Source organism: Gilliamella sp. App6-5, from assembly GCF_001690525.1.
GTDB classification, from domain to species: Bacteria; Pseudomonadota; Gammaproteobacteria; order Enterobacterales; family Orbaceae; genus Gilliamella; species Gilliamella apicola_H.
This window is the reverse complement of sequence record NZ_LZGT01000050.1, coordinates 47,534-64,904: the sequence shown is the minus strand read 5'-3', so window position 1 is coordinate 64,904 and position 17,371 is coordinate 47,534. Positions and strand designations below refer to the sequence as shown.

Genomic DNA, 17,371 nt, shown 5'->3' with positions numbered 1-17,371 from the left:
GTCATGCATTGCATGGGCAATATAGGGGCGGTCAGGATTGCCATTCGTAAAAGCAACGGCAACTTCGGTACCCTCAATAAGGGGAAAATGAAAACCATAGGTATTCCCTGAATAAGGCTTGGCAAGCCTAACCCATAAACTTTCTTCGCCTTTTTTCCAGTTTTTTAAATCAAAGTTAAACTTAATACGATAGCGCCCCTGAGGGTCAATATAGCCATAGGTATCGTGATTAGGACTGGTCACTCTTGCTGGTAATGTACCGCTCACTTGTGGCCACGGTAATGGCGCAGGACGATAAGGTTTAAGTACATTAAACGGTATAGCGGTAAAGTGGGTTTGGTATGATTCGGTTCGGTCACCATGACTATGGGTTGCAACAATCATAATGCCGTCTTTGATATCGTTAATTGGGCAGCCATCAATAATAAGAAGTTGCCCTGGCGCTAACTGGTAATCATTACATTTGCCATAAATAGTTAATTGTTCGGTAATATGTTGTTGATGGCGGATGTGGGCATACCATTTGCCACTTTCAACAGTTTGAATATCTCCCTCTGTTTTATGATGCTCTTCATAACGATAGTCATCGCCACGGGTTGTGATATCTTTTTGTTGACTATTATCGGTGATGTGAAGGTTGTTATTTGCCGTGCGGTAGTTGTAATCATTAATACGCACCTGATTGGGTTTGGTTTTGCTGCTAAATTGCAAATCCCATACGCTATGACGGCGACTATCATTTAAACCACTGGGCTGCTTAATTGCAATATTACCCGCCTTTTTTAATCCTTGTTCATAATCACTCATGACCATGACATCACAGCGATGTTTTGGATGCGTTTCAAAATAAAACCAGATACCGACATCAGCTAATAATCGCTGAATAAAGGTTAAATCACTTTCTTGCCACTGGGTAATGAACTCACGAGCAGGGTAAGTTTCATTTAACTCCATTCGAAAATCAATCCCGATAAAACCGTGATTACGCAACACCTCTTCAACGACTTCAACGACGCTTCTATTTTGAAAAATAGCACTTTGATGATGGTTAGCTAGCAATGCCACTTTAGATTCAAACACCACCCGATAGTGAGCTTGGTCTTCACTCATTGAGACAAAACTAAATTCAGTAATCACCCCATAGAGTGTGCGGGGTTTATCTTCAATATCCAGTGAGCTTATTTGGGTGAGTGTAAGTGGTAAGGGGTTGGGATGAAAAGTCAGTGATGCGGTTTGGCTGAGTACTGAATCGATGGATATCTGACGATTTGTGCTGGTAAAATCAATGCAATATTGCCAAGGCTGATTTAACTGTTCTTTGCCTTCGAGTGATAAGACCGAAATTTCTGTTGTCATCTCAAGTCCATCTATCGAAAACGAATAACGATTCATTGGGGTGGTTCTGGCAAGCGAATCAAGATGACTGGCTAATTGATCTATTATTCCCATAGCTTAGTCCTTTCCCTTGTTTTATATTTATAATTTTGGTTATATAAAATAAATCATAAGGTAATCTATACCATTAAAATACGTATTTTTTTTGAACAGTCAAGGTTTTTTTTATGCCATTAATAGAATGAGTTACTCAATTAAGTAATAGATTTAAAAGGTAATTTGTCGTGTTAATATGACGCATTAACCCTTTTAAATAAAAATATAAAATTTGGGGTAAAAATTAAGAGACACAATTTATTTACAAGAAAAATAAATATAGCTTATGGCAAGTATCGCAACTAAATGAGATACAAAGAAGTCTAAATTCATCTCGAAACGGTATAGAATCCTGAATATTTTTTACAAAAATAGCGTCTAAAAGTGAATATTTAGCTTGCCATTTTAATTTAGCTTCAATCGATTTTTCAACTTAACCAAACGTTTAATGCCATAATACATTATTTTATAAATTTTATTTCACCAACTACAGGGATAAAGAACTTCGATCTGGCTTTCTTTCGCACATTATAAATCGTTGAACAAATGCCCCTAATTCGTTTAGCCAAATCGGTGACGGTTATTTTTCTTTATCATATCAGCGCCATATCGCTTTCTGTGAATCAAATAATTCCTAAACATAATTGATAACACACTATCTATTTAAGAATTAAATAAAATCTGATCCAGATCACAAAAGATACTTTTTTAGATTGCAAAAAAAGATGAACGTGTAAAAATGTTACCCGTAACAAGCAAAGGAATACAAAGGATCAATAATGACTAAAAAAAGTAAACACGTTTTTGTATTAATGGGTGTATCGGGTTGCGGTAAATCAGCGGTTGCCAAACAAGTGGCGTACAACCTAGAGGCTGCTTTTTTAGATGGCGATTTTTTACACCCAAAGACCAATATTCTAAAAATGCGTAGCGGTACACCATTAAATGATGAAGACCGAATGCCTTGGCTTAATTTAATCAGTAATGCTGCATTTGCAATGAGTAATGTCAATGATGTTTCAATTATTATCTGTTCGGCATTAAAGCGAAAATATCGAGATATTATTCGTGGTGAAAACGAAAACATACATTTTATTTATTTAAAAGGCAGCTATGATGTCATTGCTGAACGTCTGGCGAAACGCAAAGGTCACTTCCAAAAAACCGGTATGCTTCAATCGCAATTTGATACGCTTGAAGAACCAACCGCCGATGAGAAAGATGTTTACAACATCAACATTGAACAATCATTAAACGAGGTTGTGCACGATACTGAACAAGTCATACGCGCAATATGTCATTGTAAAAAAATATAAAAATAAAAATATAAGCGAAATAAAAAGAGGTTAATGTGAATCCGACTGTCCAAGCTGTAACCCAACGTATTATTGAGCGTTCTAAGGCTTCTCGTGCTGCTTATTTACAAAAAATAGAACATGCTATGAGTAAACTAGTAACGCGATCTAGTTTGCCATGTAGCAATTTAGCGCATGGTTTTGCTGCTTGTTGTATTGATGATAAAAAGGATCTAAAAAATATCTTAAAAAGTAACATTGGTATTATTAGTTCTTACAACGATATGCTTTCAGCGCACAAGCCTTACGAATTTTATCCAGAACAAATTCGCAAAGTATTGCACAAAGTGGGAGCCGTTGGGCAAATGGCAGGTGGTGTGCCAGCTATGTGCGATGGTGTAACACAAGGCGAACCGGGAATGGAACTGTCATTAATGAGCCGCGATGTAATTGCGATGTCGGTTGCCGTTGGGCTTTCACATAATATGTTTGATGGTGCGCTATATCTTGGCATATGCGATAAAATCGTGCCTGGTTTATTTGTTGGTGCATTAACATTTGGTCACTTACCGGCTATTTTTGTGCCAGCAGGCCCGATGCCATCGGGATTATCCAATAAAGAAAAAGTGCGTATCCGTCAACTTTTCTCAGAAGGTAAAGCTTCGCGTGAGGATTTACTTGAGTCTGAATCAGCCTCTTACCACACCAGCGGGACTTGTACTTTTTATGGTACAGCCAATAGCAATCAGATGGTGATTGAATTAATGGGATTACATTTGCCTGGTGCGGCTTTTGTTCATCCTGAAACCGCATTACGTTTTGAATTAACTAATGCCGCCGCTAAACAGATTACTCGCCTCACCAAACAATCAGGAAATTATATGCCTGTTGGTAAAATGGTCGACGAAAAAGTGATTGTCAATGGTTTAGTTGCACTACTTGCAACAGGCGGTTCAACTAATTTAACCATGCATATCGTTGCCATGGCGAAAGCAGCAGGTATTATTATCAATTGGGATGATATTTCAGACTTATCAACCGTTGTACCTTTACTTTGTCGAATCTATCCAAATGGTCCTGCTGATATTAACTACTTCCAAGCCGCTGGTGGCACAGCTTTATTGGTTCGAGAATTATTAGCTGGTGGTTTATTGCATGAAGATGTTGAAACTGTAGTTGGACGTGGACTGAGCCGTTATACGCAAGAGCCAATTTTAGAAAATGGCAAACTCATTTTCCGCGAAGGCCCAACAAAATCATTAGATGAAAGTGTCATTGCCTCAATCAAAAAACCGTTTAATTCACATGGTGGATTAAAAGTGATGTCAGGCAACCTTGGCCGTGCCATTATGAAAACCTCTGCGGTAGCACCAGAACATCAAATTATCCAAGCGCCAGCCGTCATCTTTAATAGCCAATATGATTTAGATGCTGAATATAAAGCAGGTAAATTAGATAAAGACTGTGTGGTGGTTGTGCGTTATCAAGGGCCAAAAGCAATCGGCATGCCAGAGTTACATAAACTTATAACGCCACTAGGTGTACTACAAGATAAAGGCTATAAAGTTGCTTTGTTAACTGACGGTCGATTATCGGGAGCATCTGGTAAAGTCCCAGCAGCCATTCATGTTACCCCTGAAGCTTATGATGGTGGCTTATTAAGTAAAGTCCAAGAAGGTGATATGATTCGAGTTAATGGTCAAACAGGCGAAATAACATTATTAGTCGACGAAGCAGAACTGGCTAAACGTCAACCTTATCCTTTCGATTTGACCGAGTCACATCTTGGCTATGGTCGCGAACTGTTCACCGTTATTCGTGAAAATCTAACTTCCGCAGAAGAAGGCGCTGTTAGCTTCTAATTATGTTCTTCTGCCGCATAGGCGGCAGAAGACTTTAAAACCGATATAAAACCCCTTCCTTTTCAAAAAATATTGATCAATTCTTTTGAGTGATCAATGCAGACTCTGGGCTGGGTTATTTTTTTATAAAATTATCCACCAATAAATTTACTACATCACCAATCTTTCCATTTAATGACGCTTTGATACCATAAAGCGCCATTCCCATCACTTGCGAGGCATGGATTTCAGGCGGCATCACAAGCTCGTTCGCACTGGTTTTAACATCTAATAACGCAGGGCCAGAATGCGCTAAAAAAGATTGCATTGCCGCTTCAAGCATCTGTGAATCATCAACGCTTATAGAAAACATGCCCATAGCTTCTGCAACTTTTGCAAAATTAGGATTTTGTAAATCGGTATAGTGATCCACCAAACCCTCGACTTTTTGCTCTAATTCAACAAAGTTAAGCGAACCATTATTCAGTACAATAACTTTGATTGGCAACTTTTCTTGAATTGTCGTTAATAAATCCCCCAATAACATACTTATACCACCATCACCCGATAAAGTAATAACTTGACGATTAGGGAAGGCCTTTTGCACGCCTAACGCTTGTGGCATTGCATTTGCCATAGTGCCATGTTTTAAACTAATTACTGTGCGCCTTTTTCCATTAGTATTAAAGTGCCTACACGCCCAAACCATAGCTGAACCAACATCGGCACAGAGCACGGCATCTTCTGTTGCATATTGGTCAACAAGTTCAGTTAAATATTGGGGATGAATAGTCGAGCGAGAAGAAACAGTTTTTTTATTCAATTTACACATTGATTTAGTATATAAATTTTGGCACATCTCTAAAAAAGTAGCATCTTGCTTATCATCGACTAACGATAGTAGTGCCGCTATAGTCGGCTTGCTACTACCAACCACGCCTAGCTCTACAGGGTGTCGTCGACCAAGGTGAGTTGCATCAATATCAACTTGAATAATCTTGGCGTTATTAGGATAAAATTGTGACCATGCAAAATCAGCACCTAACATTAAAAGCACATCACACTCTTTTATTGCAGTTGTTCCTGACTCCATGCCAAAAATCCCCGTCATACCAACATTATAAGGATTATCATATTCAACAAAATCCTTTGCTCTCGAGGTATGTACAATCGGGGATTTTAATTTATTTGCTAAAGCAATAAGTTCATCATGAGCTTCACAAACACCTTGGCCGGCAAAAATAGTTACTTTATGACTTTCATTTAAGAGGCTGGCGATTTCGGCAAGTTCTTTATCTGATGGGCGAATAACAGGATGCGGATGATAAATTTTATGACCACTATTATCTTCAACTTTCTCTAAACTGATATTATAGGGTATGACTAAAACAGCAACACCTCGTTGATTAATTGCGGCTTGAATGGCAGCAGTCGTAATTTGTCTTACCTGAGTTGGATCATTGATTTGCCGACAAAACACAGAACAATTTTTATATAGCGTTTCAAAATCAACATCTTGTGGAAAGTCAGTGCCTTGTTGTGCAGTACCGAGCTGACTTGCTAACAAAATAACAGGAACACGATTACGTTGTGCTTCATAAATACCATTAATAAAATGTAAACTGCCTGGCCCACAAGATCCAGCACAAGCCGTAATTTGGTGTGTTAAATAAGCTTCAGCCCCTGCTGCAAAAGCCCCCACTTCTTCATGACGAACATGAACCCACTCAATATCACTTTTTTTAATAACTGAAGATATCTGATTTAACGTATCTCCCACAATACCATAACAATGTTTAACCCCAGCCTCAGCTAAAATATCAACAATAATTTGTGCAACTGTTTTTTTTGATGACATATAATCCCCTAAAAGGTTCTTTGAATATATTCGCCCATTTGTATAAATTACACCCACATTTTAATAACGCGAATAGAATTTAACATAAACAGCAATAAATGCTAAAAACAGAACCATTGTTATGATGTTGCACAACAAAGTTTAAGGAAACATATTCCCTATTGTAATAAATCAAGTTATTATGTCGAAAATCTTATTGAAATAATAGAGTCATATCCCGTGGAACAATCGTCATCTGGACATAGTTTAATGTCGTCGATTACTGCTTTTTTGCCTGATTATTTAAGCCAACATTTTCCTTTTATTATCGTCTGTTTATTGTTATTTATTACCATTTTACTATTCTCATTTAGTAAGTTGAGAATGGACATTATTGCCTTACTCACCATTACAGCTATCACCATTAGTGGCGTGTTAACACCATCGGAGGCATTAGCTGGCTTTAGTGATCCCAATATCATCTTAATTGCTTTATTATTTATTATTGGGGAAAGCTTAGTTAGAACCGGTATCTCGTACAAAATGAGCGAATATATCCTTAAAATAGCAGGCAAAAACGATATTTGTATTATTATCTATATCATGTTAGGCGCTGCATTACTCGGCTCAGTGATGAGTTCAACAGGAGTAGTTGCCATTTTCATCCCTGTTGCCATTAGTATTGCGAATCACACAGGTATTCACGTTAAAAAATTAATGATGCCACTTTGTATTGCCGCTTTAATTAGTGGCATGATGACTTTAGTTGCAACCGCACCAAACCTTGTTGTTAACAGTGAACTCAATCGTTTTAAGTTAAATGAGTTTGGTTTTTTTTCAATTACACCAATTGGTTTAGGGGTTTTAGTTGTTGGGGTCATTTATTGTGTGTTAACACGCAATTGGTTACTCACAGCTGAACAAGTCACCCCAACCAATACCCAACCGCAAAGACGAAAAATCACCGATTTAATCCGTGACTATAAATTAATTGGCCGTGCCCACCGTGCACAAATATTAGCGGGATCGCCTTTTGTTGGACGCACAATTGATGGCTTGCATTTGCGAAGTGAACATGGCGTAAATGTTATTGGTATTGAACGTTGGCGCAAATTTCACAAAGTATTAATTCCCGTTAATGGTTCAACTGAGTTTCGTGAAAATGATATTTTACTACTGGATATGTCGCACTCCGAAGCAGATTATCGCACTTTTTTAACCACCAATAACCTTGAACCCAAAGTTTTACGCGGTGAGTATTTTTCAGAACAAGTAAAACAAGTCGGTATGACCGAAGTCGCCCTACTGCCCGAATCTACACTATGTGGAAAAACACTTAATGAAATTAATTTTAGAGGGAAATATTTCCTAACAGTAATTGGCATTTGGCGTAATCATGCCCCCGTTGAAACAAACAACTTATTCCAAGAACGTTTACAAATGAGCGATACACTATTGGTTTGTGGTGACTGGGGCTCAATACAAAAATTACAAACGCGAACCAGTGATTTTGTGGTATTAGACTATCCATCGGATATTGATGATATCGCACCGGCAAGTTCACAAGCGCCAATGGCGTTAATTAACCTAGCGATTATGATTACGCTAATGGTGACAGGCATTGTGCCCAATGTAGTTGCTGCGTTAATTGCCTGCTTATTAATGGGCGCAACACGCTGTATTGATATGACCAATGCCTATAAATCCATACACTGGCCAACCTTAATTTTAATTATCGGTATGATGCCTTTTGCACTCGCTCTCAATAAAACGGGCGGAATTTCGCTTATATCTGCTTGGCTTGAAGTTCACCTGCGCTCTTTCGGCCCTTATATGGTGCTGACCTTTATTTTCTTATTATGCTCAACGATTGGATTATTTATATCCAATACCGCAACCGCCATTTTAATTGCACCAATCGCCATTGATTTAGCACTAAAATTTGGGTATTCGCCCTACCCATTTGCCATGACGGTTGCCATTGCCACATCCGCATCATTTATTACCCCTGTATCATCACCAATTAAAACCATGGTGGTTGCACCGGGTGGGTATAGTTTTGGGGATTTTGTTAAAATTGGGGTGCCGTTAACATTTTTAGTTATGGCGGTGGATATTGCTTTAGTGCCTGTGTTTTTTCCATTTTAGTATTTAGGAGGGGTGGTTAAAAACCGTTAAATAAAAAATTTAATAAAATCAACTGATTTTCTGACTGGTTTTTGGCAGGAAATAAAGCCTTTTTTTATTTGGTGGTTAACATGGATTATGTGCAGTGGTTTTGGACGATTGTAGTTTGAAAGTTCAAAATAACTACAGTGACCACGAATTTAAACCGCAACAGCGTAATCCATTAGGGTCGCCAACCACGCTTTCGGCGTCATTGGGCGGGGGAGAGGCGCTTTTTTGACTTTCCGTCATTAAAGCGCAAAGCTCGCAGGTCTTGCCTGCCCAGCGCCCCAACTACTCAGGGGCACTGTTCTTTGCTATATTATCCTCTATTTGCCTCATAATCGACCCCGCGCCCCCAGAATTAAGGACTAAGAAATTAAAGCTAAGGTGTAGTGCAAACAGCGTAGTAGGAGCTGTACATGTCCGAGTCGACGCTGATGCTGTCGACGCAGCCGTCTTCCGAGTCGACAGAGAAGCCCTTGCCACCTGCGACATCACTCGTCCAGTAGGTGAAGTTGATGAAATCCACATCAGCGTAGTTGCCCAAGGGTCCCCACTCCGTGAAAAAACCTGCACCTATTCGACGCTGGTAATTCCAACCACTACCTGACGACGGCGTGGCACCATCTATGCCTCCAGAACATGGAAAAAGACTATCCTCACCACACTTTGCGTTACTCAAATCCCTGACCCGTGACAAACGATAACCCAAACTTCTACACCAAGATATTTGCTTAGACTGAATATCCTGTTTATTACCCCGAGTGACGAACCACTGCTTTAAGACAAATCCATATTTCACCTCATTACCACGACTATCCCTTCCCACCAACTCAAAGGTCTGTGGCAAAGATGGTATTGTAAGTCGACTAGGATTAGCTGACTGTATTTGAGAGCTACTCGCCCTAGGTCCATGTAACGTTACCCGTGTTACATAACTGGATTTATCACTAATCCATTCATCAGCTAGTATGGCATCTCCTAGTAGCCCTATGAATGTACCCGAACGCGGCCTTGTCCAACTCACCGTAGCCGTTATTCCACCACGAGTGACCGGAGACCACGTCAACTGACTTGCATCGATTCCGCCGATATCCAAATCAAAATACAATCCATCAGCACCCGTCGTCGGAAAATTTCGGTCGTAAGATGAAAAATTTGTAGATTGAGTCAAGAACCCCTTTGTAGGACTCCAAATGTTAGCGGGGCCTGCGAAATTGCTTGTGCCCCGAATAAGATTCGGTCTTGTAGAACAAACACTGGCACCACTGCCATACGGATTGATATAATACGTCACTGTACTACCACTAAAATAATTGGTATTAGGTAAACCATACTGTGTTTGTAAATATCCCCCTGTATTACTTAATGTCACCTTATAAGGGGCACTACATTTACTTAATATATCGCTACGACTTACTGTATTACCACTCTTATCGGTAAAATTCACCGATATACTCCCTGATGCTATTACACCATTAGCTCCCTGACCATCTCCATCATCATCCCCCCCAATAATGATACCTATGGATTAAATCACTAAAACTCACTGAACTCACTGATGAGGGAATTAACGTATCTATATTACCCAAAGTACTACTCACATAAGGCAAACTTATCGGATTTGTCGCACTTGATGTATTCGTCGACGGCGTAATAACTCGACCATCCTGCAACTTAATAGACAATAACATGTCAGTACTTGTTGCCTTAGTCTGTCCCCCATCAAACGTTAAATACGGCACACTACCCTGAATCTCTTGGCTAGTATGCGCCGTTAATGCCTGTGAGCTGAGCGAATACGGCAATGATAACAAAGACCCCCATGCCAATGGGATTTTTGCGAATAATTCTGTGGATAATTTTGATGATATAAACGAGGGAAAGATAAAAAACCGTCTAACTCGATTATTTGATAAATTTAAGACATAGGTTTGCCATGTCTGTTGTCCATAATTATACTTCATAACATCCTGTATGTTACTTAACACATTGTTTTACTTTTCTTTTTTTATGTTCGTTAGCCTATAAAATAAGATAACTTAATTTTCACCGTCAAAATTATAATGTTAAAAAAAAAGTTTGGCTAGTTTTTGGGGTGATTTTTATATAGATTTATTAAGATTAGCTGGTTAAACGATTAGGTAACGCTTTAACAGGCTGAACTTGTTGTTTTTTTTATTAAAAATAACAATAAAATAAAAGCACAAAAAAACAATCACATAAATAAGTATTTTTTAATGGTATAGAGCTTTTGGTTCAGCTAATTTGGACTCAGTTAGGTTTCAGACGTTGTCACCGTTGTTATTTATTTCCCCCAAAAGGCCAAAAAGTCTAAAACCCTAACTCCCTGCCATGTCCCAAAACCACTTTATTTTGATTAAGATTCTCACTAAAATTTCAGGTATAATCCCTATAAATTTTCGATTATGGACATAATACTTATGCCACATACAACTAAACCATTAAATATCATTTTTGCAGGAACGCCTGATTTTGCAGCTACTCATTTAAAAGCGCTTATTGATGCAAAGCATAATGTGATAGCGGTTTTTACTCAACCGGATCGCCCTGCTGGTCGTGGTAATAAATTAACCGCAAGTCCTGTTAAACAATTAGCGATTGAAAATAGTCTGCCGGTTTATCAACCGGTAACCCTCAAAAAAGAAGAAAATCAAAAAATCATTGCTGAACTTAATGCTGACATTATGATAGTCGTTGCTTATGGCTTAATTTTGCCACAAGCTGTGCTTGATATGCCTAAGCTAGGTTGTTTAAATGTACATGGTTCATTACTACCGCGCTGGCGTGGCGCAGCACCGATTCAGCGTGCTTGCTGGGCAGGAGATCAAAAAACGGGTATTACCATTATGCAGATGGATGCAGGACTTGATACAGGTGATATGCTTTATAAGCTTACCTGCCCAATTGAGCCAATCGATACTAGCGCATCGCTGTATGAAAAACTCGCAAAACTTGGTCCGCAAGGCTTGCTTGATACATTAGCGTTAATCAGTGAAGGGAAAATCCAACCAGAAAAGCAAGATGAAGCAAAAGTCACCTATGCCGAAAAGCTTTCAAAACAAGAAGCCAAACTTGATTGGAATTTATCTGCCGAGCAACTGGAGCGTTGTGTTCGCGCTTTTAACCCATGGCCGGTTAGCTATTTTGTCGTTAATGGCGAACCGGTTAAGGTATGGCAAGCTCAAGTCGTTGAAATTGATTCAAAACAGCCTGCTGGCACAATTTTGCAAGCAGACAAAAGCGGCATTTGCATCGCAACAAGCAAAGGCGCATTAAATATGACAAAGCTCCAACCAGCGGGTAAAAAACAAATGTCAGCACAAGATTTATTAAATTCTCGTCAGTCTTGGTTTGTTGTTGGCGAAAAGCTCAGTATGGATTAAGCATCCAAACTGAAATATTACAGGATATTTTATCCTGTAATATTTATCGTTTTCTCGCTAACAGCGTTGCAAATCTCAATTTTATACGATTACCATAAATATCAGTTTTATGTAATTGACCAATATTTTCATTGTATTTTAGAATTTCCCAACCTTGATAATAATTGAGTAATTGTTGTTCTTTAAATGTGAATGAAAATCCCACAGAACAAGGATAGTCAGCCGTTGACATTGCACAGACGATAAGATTATAACCGCCACGTTTGGTGATAGCCTGCATATTATGAATAATATCTGGGATTTTATCTGGTTGTAAAAACATCATTACAACCGTTGAGATAATGAAATCATATTCACCTTTTAAGTTGGCTTGGTTAATATCATAGAGAGAAGCATTGATATGGTTTAGATTCTCATTATGAATAATCTGCTGTAAATTATTAATACTCTGTTCCGATTTATCAACAGCGTTGACGTCAAAACCTAATAATTGCAAATAAAGCGAATTACGACCAGAGCCACAACCAAGATCTAATACTTTACCTTTAGGGATAAATTGGCAAGCCAACACCACTTCAGAATGTGTTTTAGTCATCTGGTATTTTTTATGAGTATAGTCCTCAGGCTGACAATAAAACGCAAACTGGCACTGTAGATCATCCGATACCTTAGTAATACGGTACCACTGCAACGGTGATATGAGTGGTGGTTGATGCAACATATCATAATAGTGTTGACTTTTCATCTCGCCTTGCTCAGTTAATATCTCACAATCTAAACTACCCGCAATAATGTGTAACTTTACCCATGCTCCCTCTTGGATATGGTATTTTTCACAAAATACTTGTGGTAATTTTTTAGCATCCCAAACGGGTAACATTTTATAATTAACTAAATTTTCCAAAATAATATCATCCTTAAAATAGAGCAATAGTTGACTATTATAGTCAATTATTAAACGTCTAAACAACTCGCACTGACACCAGATAAAATAATAACAAATAGCGAAACATAAATTTATTGTAGCGAAGTTGGCTTGATCAACATATAATCTTCACCATCCTAGACTATATAGTGAAAACATTAGAGGAACAATTTATGGGATTTTTAACAGGCAAACGTATACTTGTTACGGGTGTTGCAAGTAACCGTTCTATTGCTTACGGTATTGCACAATCTATGCATCGTGAGGGTGCTGAACTCGCTTTTACTTACCAAAACGATAAATTAAAAGGACGTGTTGAGGAGTTTGCCGCTGATTTTGGTTCAAAAATCGTTCTACCTTGCGATGTTGTACATGATGAAAGCATCACAGAACTATTTACTGAACTGGCAAAAACATGGGATAAATTCGACGGTTTTGTCCACGCTATCGCTTTCGCCCCAGGTGATCAATTAGATGGAGATTATGTTAATGCTGTGACTCGTGAAGGTTTTTCAATTGCTCACGATATCAGCTCTTACAGCTTTGTAGCCATGGCTAAAGCATGCCGATCAATGTTAAATCCAGGCTCTGCATTGGTTACGCTTTCTTACCTTGGCGCTGAACGTGCAATTCCTAACTATAATGTGATGGGGCTTGCTAAAGCGTCACTCGAAGCCAATGTGCGCTATATGGCAAATGCAATGGGACCAGAAGGGGTACGTGTGAATGCCATTTCAGCTGGACCAATTCGTACGCTTGCCGCATCAGGGATTAAAGATTTCAAAAAAATGTTATCTCACTGTGAATCAGTAACCCCAATTCGTCGCACAGTGACCACTGAGGATGTCGGCAATTCAGCAGCATTTTTATGTTCTGATTTAGCTTCAGGCATTACCGGTGAAGTAATTCACGTTGATGGCGGATTCAGCATCGCAGCAATGAATGAGTTAGAACTCAAATAAGTAATTCTCATTATATATAAAAAAGGCGCTAAACCATTAATGTTTGCGCCTTTTTAATTATATTTAATATCAAATTACTATCTTAGTTACTTATATTATTCTTTTGTAAGTTTTGAACAAAAACATAAAATTTAGAATACATATACTGTTTTTTCCGTTAAAATCTATGCCAATTTGCACGGTAACAGTTTGTTGGAGAAAAAATGAAAATAGCAAAAAATACAGTAGTGAGTATGGCGTATCAAGTGCGTACTACAGACGGAGTCTTAGTTGACGAAGCAACCGCTGCTGCACCACTGGAATATCTACAAGGTGCTGGTAATCTATTACAAGATCTTGAAAAAGCGCTAGAAGGTCATCAAGTTGGTGATAAATTTGAAGTTGAAATAATTAATGCCTATGGCGATTTTAACGATGCACTTGTACAAAATGTTCCTCGTGATGTGTTTGTCGGTGTTGATGAACTTGAAGTGGGCATGCGTTTTTTTGCTGATACTGATCAAGGTTCTTTACCAGTTGAAATTACCGCTATCGATGGCGATAACGTTACCGTTGATGGCAATCACATGCTTGCTGGGCAAGATCTAAAATTTAATGTTGAAATATTAGCTATCCGTGAGGCAACAGAAGACGAAATCGCTCATGGTCATATTCATGGTGAACATGGACATGATCACGGACACGGTGGTTGTGGCTGTGGCGGTCATTCTCATGAAGACGAAGATGATGAAAGCACTGGATGCTGTGGCGGTGGTCATGGAGGATGTGGTTGTCACTAATCCACCTATTAAAATGAAATTATAAAAGCGCTGTATAGCGCTTTTTATTTGCCATCTATTCCATTTTACTTAATAAGTTGTGAAATAACTCCCAATATTTTACATTATTATTTTACCTTGCTAATTTTTCCTTTAATAATCTGAATTTTACAATTATTGGAACCTAACAATTATGCCTTCACAACCAGTTACATTAATGCCACGTGAAAAGCTTTTGAAATTTGGAGTTGAAACACTCAGTGATGCAGAATTACTGGCTCTTTTTTTACGCACTGGCACGCGTAATTTACCAGTTTTAGAGTTATCGCAAAAATTATTAAATGAGTTTGGTTCAGTCTATCATCTAATAAATGCAAGCCATAATGATTTTTGCCAAAAAAAAGGATTAGGTACAGCCAAATACACACAATTAAAAGCGGTTGTCGAACTTTCATATCGATATTTAAAAGTAAAAATGACCAAAGAAAACTCGCTTACCTCACCAACTCTAACGTATCACTATTTAGCAAGTCGATTAGCGAATAAAGATCAAGAGGTTTTTATGGTGATTTTTTTAGATAATCAAAATTATGTTATTTATTCTGAAGAGATGTTTATCGGTACCTATAATTGTGTAGAAGTACACCCACGCGAAATAGCAAGGAGAGCATTACAACATAATGCAGCAGCTTTAATTTTAGCGCATAATCATCCTTCAGGAATGTCAGAACCAAGTCAAGCTGATCGTATTCTCACCCAAAAAATCGAACAAGTATGTAACTTAATTGATATTCGAATAGTTGATCATATCGTGATCGGAAAAGGTGAGTACGTCTCTTTTGCTGAACGCGGATGGATTTAATCGTTATTTTTACTTACAATGTAGTTTATTACCTAATAATTTATACATGAACGATTTTTATGAATAAACAACTAGAACTACTTGAAACTAAAGTTGCCTTTCAAGAAGTCACCATTGAAGAGTTAAACCAAATGGTGACACGCCTTCAGGCAGATATCAGTAAATTAAAAGAACAATTGACGCTATTGTCCCAAAAACTACAAGCTACTCAGGCATCAAATATTGCAAATTTATCTGAAGAAACCCCACCGCCACATTATTAATGATGCTTGTACAGCAAATCATTGCCATTTGCAAATTTATCTACCCAATCACTAATATCTTGGATACCGCTTAGTAGATAGCATTCCCTTAATAAGTTTAACGGACTGTAAATTAAGGTAATGACGATCAATCTAAATTAGAAAATAAAAAACCGGCCTATAGCCGGTTTTAATACACAATGATTTAATAATTATTCAGCTGCTGCTTCTGCTTCTACTGCAGGGCGGTCAACTAATTCAATATAAGCCATTGGTGCATTATCTCCATCACGGAAACCACATTTTAAAATACGTACATAACCACCTGGACGGGTAGCAAAACGTGGACCTAAATCTGAAAATAATTTTTTAACTGTATCTTTATCACGGATACGAGCAAAAGCCAGACGGCGATTAGCTACGCTATCGCTTTTGGCTAGCGTAATTAACGGTTCAACAACACGACGCAACTCTTTTGCTTTAGGCAATGTAGTTTTGATGATTTCATGTTCAACAAGTGAACTAGTCATGTTACGAAACATTGCTTGACGATGGCTGCTATTTCGGTTCAGTTGACGACCACTTTTACGATGGCGCATAACTTTATCCTTCTTATATAAATTTTATCTTAGTCTTCAACGATACTTGCTGGTGGCCAGTTCTCAAGACGCATGCCTAAAGATAAACCACGAGATGCGAGTACATCCTTAATTTCAGTAAGTGATTTCTTACCAAGATTAGGGGTTTTAAGTAACTCAACTTCGGTACGTTGTACTAAATCACCAATATAATGAACTGCTTCTGCTTTTAAGCAATTAGCAGACCGAACAGTTAATTCCAAATCATCTACTGGACGTAAAAGGATTGGATCAAACTCCGGTTTATCTTCTTTCACTTCTGGTTGACGCACATCACGTAAATCAACGAAAGCTTCAAGTTGTTCAGCCAAAATAGTTGATGCACGACGAATAGATTCCTCAGGATCGATAGTACCATTGGTTTCCATATCGATAACAAGTTTATCTAAGTCCGTACGTTGTTCCACACGAGCAGCATCAACAGAATAAGCAATACGCTCGACAGGGCTATAACATGCATCAACTAACAGACGACCAATTGGTCGCTCTTCATCTTCTGACTTAACGCGAGCAGAAGCAGGGACATAACCACGTCCTCGTTGTACACGAATACGCATACTAATTGAAGCATTGGCATCAGTAAGATGACAAATTACTAAATCAGGATTAACAATTTCAACATCACCATCATGAGTGATATCAGATGCTGTTACGGCACCAATACCTGATTTGTTTAAAGTCAGCATCACATCATCTTTAGTATGTACTCGTACTGCTAATTTTTTTAAATTAAGCAAAATATCAAGTACATCTTCTTGAACGCCTTCTTTAGTACTGTACTCATGCAGAACACCGTCAATTTCAACTTCGGTTACTGCATATCCCGGCATAGATGATAATAAAATGCGGCGCAGTGCATTACCTAAAGTGTGACCAAAACCACGTTCAAGTGGCTCTAAAGTCACTTTAGCATGTGTTTGGCTGTATTGAACAACATCAACTAGGTGAGGTTTTAAAAACTCTGTTACAGAACCCTGCATTATGTCCTCTCTTAAGTGCTAAAC

Annotated in this window: 14 protein-coding genes; 8 read left to right on the top strand and 6 right to left on the bottom strand. The window is 38.3% G+C overall.

Annotation, left to right across the window (positions count from 1 at the left end; translation table 11 throughout):
• Nucleotides 1–1,449, bottom strand: a 1,449-nt coding sequence (locus A9G24_RS06730; RefSeq protein ID WP_141673096.1) for a type VI secretion system Vgr family protein, incomplete at its 3' end; no start/stop codon positions are given.
• Nucleotides 1,450–2,210: 761 nt separating this feature from the next.
• Here A9G24_RS06730 and gntK point away from each other — a divergent pair.
• On the top strand, nt 2,211–2,747 hold the full coding sequence (gene gntK / locus A9G24_RS06725) for a gluconokinase (protein ID WP_065638324.1): 537 nt from the start codon (nt 2,211–2,213) through the stop codon (nt 2,745–2,747).
• A gap of 35 nt (nt 2,748–2,782) precedes the next feature.
• Complete coding sequence (edd, locus tag A9G24_RS06720; RefSeq protein ID WP_065638323.1) at nt 2,783–4,588, top strand: phosphogluconate dehydratase; 1,806 nt, start codon at nt 2,783–2,785, stop codon at nt 4,586–4,588.
• 115 nt (nt 4,589–4,703) lie between these two features.
• On the opposite strand, the gene A9G24_RS06715 is transcribed toward edd, so the two are convergent.
• A complete protein-coding gene (locus A9G24_RS06715; protein WP_065638322.1) occupies nt 4,704–6,425 on the bottom strand; it encodes a thiamine pyrophosphate-dependent enzyme in 1,722 nt (573 codons plus the stop codon).
• Between the two features lie 219 nt (nt 6,426–6,644).
• On the opposite strand from A9G24_RS06715, the gene A9G24_RS06710 reads away from it, so the two are divergent.
• A complete protein-coding gene (locus tag A9G24_RS06710) occupies nt 6,645–8,552 on the top strand; it encodes an SLC13 family permease (RefSeq protein ID WP_218056242.1) in 1,908 nt (635 codons plus the stop codon).
• A 1,523-nt stretch (nt 8,553–10,075) separates the two neighbouring features.
• Here A9G24_RS06710 and A9G24_RS12710 read toward each other — a convergent pair.
• Nucleotides 10,076–10,540, bottom strand: coding sequence for a hypothetical protein (locus A9G24_RS12710; RefSeq protein WP_141673095.1), 465 nt, complete (start codon nt 10,538–10,540; stop codon nt 10,076–10,078).
• Nucleotides 10,541–11,017: 477 nt separating this feature from the next.
• Between A9G24_RS12710 and fmt the strand changes: the two genes are divergently transcribed.
• On the top strand, nt 11,018–11,980 hold the full coding sequence (fmt, locus tag A9G24_RS06700; RefSeq protein WP_065638319.1) for a methionyl-tRNA formyltransferase: 963 nt from the start codon (nt 11,018–11,020) through the stop codon (nt 11,978–11,980).
• A 43-nt stretch (nt 11,981–12,023) separates the two neighbouring features.
• Here fmt and tehB read toward each other — a convergent pair whose 3' ends face one another.
• Nucleotides 12,024–12,884: an SAM-dependent methyltransferase TehB gene (gene tehB / locus A9G24_RS06695; RefSeq protein WP_065638318.1), complete on the bottom strand. Its 861-nt coding sequence runs from the start codon at nt 12,882–12,884 to the stop codon at nt 12,024–12,026.
• A 194-nt stretch (nt 12,885–13,078) separates the two neighbouring features.
• Between tehB and fabI the strand changes: the two genes are divergently transcribed.
• From fabI to A9G24_RS06675, 4 genes are all read left to right on the top strand, one after another.
• Nucleotides 13,079–13,867, top strand: coding sequence for an enoyl-ACP reductase FabI (gene fabI / locus A9G24_RS06690; protein WP_065638317.1), 789 nt, complete (start codon nt 13,079–13,081; stop codon nt 13,865–13,867).
• Between the two features lie 203 nt (nt 13,868–14,070).
• Nucleotides 14,071–14,646, top strand: coding sequence for a peptidylprolyl isomerase (gene slyD, locus A9G24_RS06685; RefSeq protein ID WP_065638316.1), 576 nt, complete (start codon nt 14,071–14,073; stop codon nt 14,644–14,646).
• A gap of 172 nt (nt 14,647–14,818) precedes the next feature.
• Nucleotides 14,819–15,487 carry a RadC family protein gene (gene radC / locus A9G24_RS06680; RefSeq protein ID WP_065638315.1) on the top strand — a complete coding sequence of 223 codons (669 nt, stop codon included), beginning with the start codon at nt 14,819–14,821 and terminating at the stop codon, nt 15,485–15,487.
• 59 nt (nt 15,488–15,546) lie between these two features.
• Nucleotides 15,547–15,750 (top strand): SlyX family protein, encoded by a 204-nt coding sequence (locus A9G24_RS06675; RefSeq protein WP_065638314.1) that lies wholly within the window; start codon nt 15,547–15,549, stop codon nt 15,748–15,750.
• Nucleotides 15,751–15,941: 191 nt separating this feature from the next.
• Here the strand turns inward: A9G24_RS06675 and rplQ are convergent, their stop codons facing one another.
• Together rplQ and A9G24_RS06665 are read right to left on the bottom strand one after the other, a co-directional pair.
• Entirely contained in the window at nt 15,942–16,328 is a 387-nt protein-coding gene (gene rplQ, locus A9G24_RS06670; RefSeq protein ID WP_034884211.1) for a 50S ribosomal protein L17, read from the bottom strand.
• 29 nt (nt 16,329–16,357) lie between these two features.
• Entirely contained in the window at nt 16,358–17,347 is a 990-nt protein-coding gene (locus A9G24_RS06665) for a DNA-directed RNA polymerase subunit alpha (protein WP_034911133.1), read from the bottom strand.
• Between the last annotated feature and the right edge of the window lie 24 nt (nt 17,348–17,371).

Excerpts from the sequence above, each read along its gene's own strand:
- gntK (WP_065638324.1), top strand. The coding sequence starts at position 2,211 with ATGACTAAAAAAAGTAAACACGTTTTTGTATTAATGGGTGTATCGGGT.
- fmt (WP_065638319.1), top strand. The coding sequence starts at position 11,018 with ATGCCACATACAACTAAACCATTAAATATCATTTTTGCAGGAACGCCT.
- radC (WP_065638315.1), top strand. The coding sequence starts at position 14,819 with ATGCCTTCACAACCAGTTACATTAATGCCACGTGAAAAGCTTTTGAAA.
- fabI (WP_065638317.1), top strand. The coding sequence starts at position 13,079 with ATGGGATTTTTAACAGGCAAACGTATACTTGTTACGGGTGTTGCAAGT.
- rplQ (WP_034884211.1), bottom strand. The coding sequence starts at position 16,328 with ATGCGCCATCGTAAAAGTGGTCGTCAACTGAACCGAAATAGCAGCCAT.
- A9G24_RS06665 (WP_034911133.1), bottom strand. The coding sequence starts at position 17,347 with ATGCAGGGTTCTGTAACAGAGTTTTTAAAACCTCACCTAGTTGATGTT.
- A9G24_RS06675 (WP_065638314.1), top strand. The coding sequence starts at position 15,547 with ATGAATAAACAACTAGAACTACTTGAAACTAAAGTTGCCTTTCAAGAA.
- slyD (WP_065638316.1), top strand. The coding sequence starts at position 14,071 with ATGAAAATAGCAAAAAATACAGTAGTGAGTATGGCGTATCAAGTGCGT.
- A9G24_RS06715 (WP_065638322.1), bottom strand. The coding sequence starts at position 6,425 with ATGTCATCAAAAAAAACAGTTGCACAAATTATTGTTGATATTTTAGCT.
- A9G24_RS12710 (WP_141673095.1), bottom strand. The coding sequence starts at position 10,540 with ATGAAGTATAATTATGGACAACAGACATGGCAAACCTATGTCTTAAAT.